Raw genomic sequence first — 2,623 nt, forward strand, 5'->3', positions numbered from 1 at the left:
GGGCTTTGGTGGAGGCGGCGGGGTTCGGTGCTGCTGAAGAACATGCGATCGCTGAGCCGGTCCGATCCGACACTCCTGAAAAGCACGCAGCAGATGCGGAAGCGCAGGCTGGCATCGACCGGCTGGCCGCCGAGCCAGTCCGATCATCAGACCCCGAAGTACGAGCACTGATCGGCATCCTCACCCGCATCCTGGACCGCGGCCCCGAGCCGCGCTGGCTGCTGGACCTCGCCGTCGGCCCGCACGGGACCCCGGCCATGCGGCTGGCCGCGGCGCGGAATCCGGCGGCGTCGATCGGCATGCTGTGGCGCCTGGCCGACCGCGAGCCGGCGGAGCCCGGCGTGCTGGCGGCGGTGTATCAGCACCCGCTCGCGTCGCTGGAGCTGCGGATCGCGGTGGTGGTGCGCTCCGAGGCCGCCGGCGGCATCTACCCCGGGCTCGTGCAGCGCCTGGTGACGCGCTACGCCGAGCCCGCGTTGCTGCAACCGGCCCTGGAGTCGCACGACCCGGAGTTGCTGCACGCCGTCCTGCGGCGCAGCAACCGCTCGCTGCAGACCGACCGGCGCATCGTCGCCTACGCGCGCCTGGCCGCGGCCGCCGGGCCGGAGCCGGTGTGGGCGCTGGAGCTGGAGCGTGCCGGGAGCCTGGAGAAGATGCACGAGGCGGTCCGCGCCTCGATGAGCGAGCACAGCGACGAGCCCCTGCGCGCGGCGGCCACCGGCATCGCACGGCCGGATCCGGAGCGCGTGACCGCGCTGTGGGACGCCGGCTTCCAGCCCACGCGCCCGGACACCGCCGACCTGGTCCGCAGGCACCTCGACGGCCGCCCCGAGCGCTGGACGCGCCTCTCCGAGGACGGGACCACGCTGCACGGCCTGCTCGCGGAGTTCCAGAGCGCCGAGTTCGAGGCTGCCGGGTCCGAGAGCACCGGATCCGAAGGCGCCGGCCGGCATCTGCCGCAGCCACGTCAGAGCTCCGATACAGCACCCACCGCGTGAACGCCCCGACTCGTGCTCCGGCAATGGGCAACCGGCCAACCGGTTCGACCGGCGGGCCGCGACATAGAAGACTTGGGTCAGGCCGCCGTACCGCGCAGGAGGACGCCGCATGAAGACCCACGAGTCGGGCCGCCGCTCGCGGCGCCTGCCGGTCAGCGCCACCGACCGCAAGGCGCTGGCGGCGTGGCACCCGGCCGAGCCGGCGACGATCGCCGAGGCCGTGCGGCTGAAGGAGGCGGCGCTCGTCGACTTCGGCATGGAGTCCTCGGCGGTGGCCGGGTGGATCTACTCCAAGTGCACGCACCAGATACCCACCACCGCCATCGACACCGCGGCGGTGATGGCCGCCGGGGACGGCACCTGCCTGCTGCTGTTCAACCCGGACTTCTTCGTCGAGCTGGGGCTGGACGGGGTGAAGTTCGTGCTCTTCCACGAGGCGCGGCACCTGATCCAGCGGCACCTGTTCACCGAGCCGGAGCTGCGCGAGGACCCGGTCTTCGACATCGCCATCGAGAGCACCATCAACCACGTCGCGCTAACCCGGCTGCGGCGTGACGCGCTGCCGGTGGTGGACGGCAAGCCGACCGGCGTCGACCCGCGCAAGATCTTCGCGAGCTACCACGCGGACCTGACCGCGCAGGGCCTGAACCCGTTCCCCTACGAGGAGTTCATCCGCACCGACATGGGCTGCTACACCGAGCTGCGCCGGATGAAGCACCCGCCGAGCCCGCCGCCGGTCTGCATCCACGAGATCCTGCAGGAGCTCCAGGACGAGCTCGCCGACGCCGAGACCATCGAGCGGATCGGCAACGAGGTGCTGGCGAACGTGCTGCTGGCCGCCAAGCGCGGGGTGCGCGCGGCGCGCTCGGAGCTGCTGGACCTCATCGACCGCACCGACGGCGCCACCGACCGGCTCGCCAAGCTCTGGGGCGACCTGGGCGCCGGGATGATCAGGGGCCAGACGCAGAAGACCCGGCGGGTGGACTGGTGGCAGCGCTGGCTGGTGGACGTGCTGGCCTCCAAGCTGGCCGAGGGCGAGCGCCTGGTCTACCCGAAGAAGCGCGGCGCGGTGCTGGCCGCGCTCGGCGAGGACCCGATGCTGTCCCGGCGCGGGCCGGAGCGGCAGCGGGTGGTGGCGATCGCCGTGGACGCCTCCGGGTCGATGCCGCCGCCGGTGGTGGACTGGGTCGCCTCGCTGGTCGGGCAGCTGGACGGGGTCGAGGCGCACTGGCTGTCCTTCGACGCCGAGGTGGTGCCGTTCGCCCCGGGCGACCCGCTGGTCGGCGGCGGCGGGACCAGCTTCCAGGCGGTCGCCGACTACCTGGAGGGCCGCGCGCCGTCGGCCCGGACCGGGGAGCCGTTCGACGAGACGCTGGACGCCGTCATCATGGTGACCGACGGCATCGCCCCGCACATCACACCGGCCGAGCCCGACAAGTGGATCTGGCTGATCACCGAGCACGGCGACGACTGGCCCGAGGGGCACACACCGCAGATGGCCTGTCACAAGGTACGAACGGGGGACCGTTGAGCGAGCACACCACCGGCCAGACCGCTTGGGCGCCGGACGAGGAGCAGTTCACCGCCGGGTACGGCGGCGACCAGCTGCCGCGGCAGGGCGGGGG

Annotated in this window: 1 protein-coding gene and 1 pseudogene; both read left to right on the forward strand. The window is 72.8% G+C overall.

Annotated features, from left to right (window positions below; all coding sequences use genetic code 11):
• Positions 1-998 (forward strand): annotated as a pseudogene (locus GWK61_RS53860) (hypothetical protein); the annotation flags it as partial.
• Positions 999-1,107: 109 nt separating this feature from the next.
• On the forward strand, positions 1,108-2,529 hold the full coding sequence (locus tag GWK61_RS53865; protein WP_194922175.1) for a vWA domain-containing protein: 1,422 nt from the start codon (positions 1,108-1,110) through the stop codon (positions 2,527-2,529).
• Positions 2,530-2,623: the final 94 nt, after the last annotated feature.

It is taken from the genome of Catenulispora rubra, from assembly GCF_015356825.1.
GTDB classification, from domain to species: Bacteria; Actinomycetota; Actinomycetes; order Streptomycetales; family Catenulisporaceae; genus Catenulispora; species Catenulispora rubra.

Excerpts from the sequence above, each read along its gene's own strand:
- GWK61_RS53865 (WP_194922175.1), top strand. The coding sequence starts at position 1,108 with ATGAAGACCCACGAGTCGGGCCGCCGCTCGCGGCGCCTGCCGGTCAGC.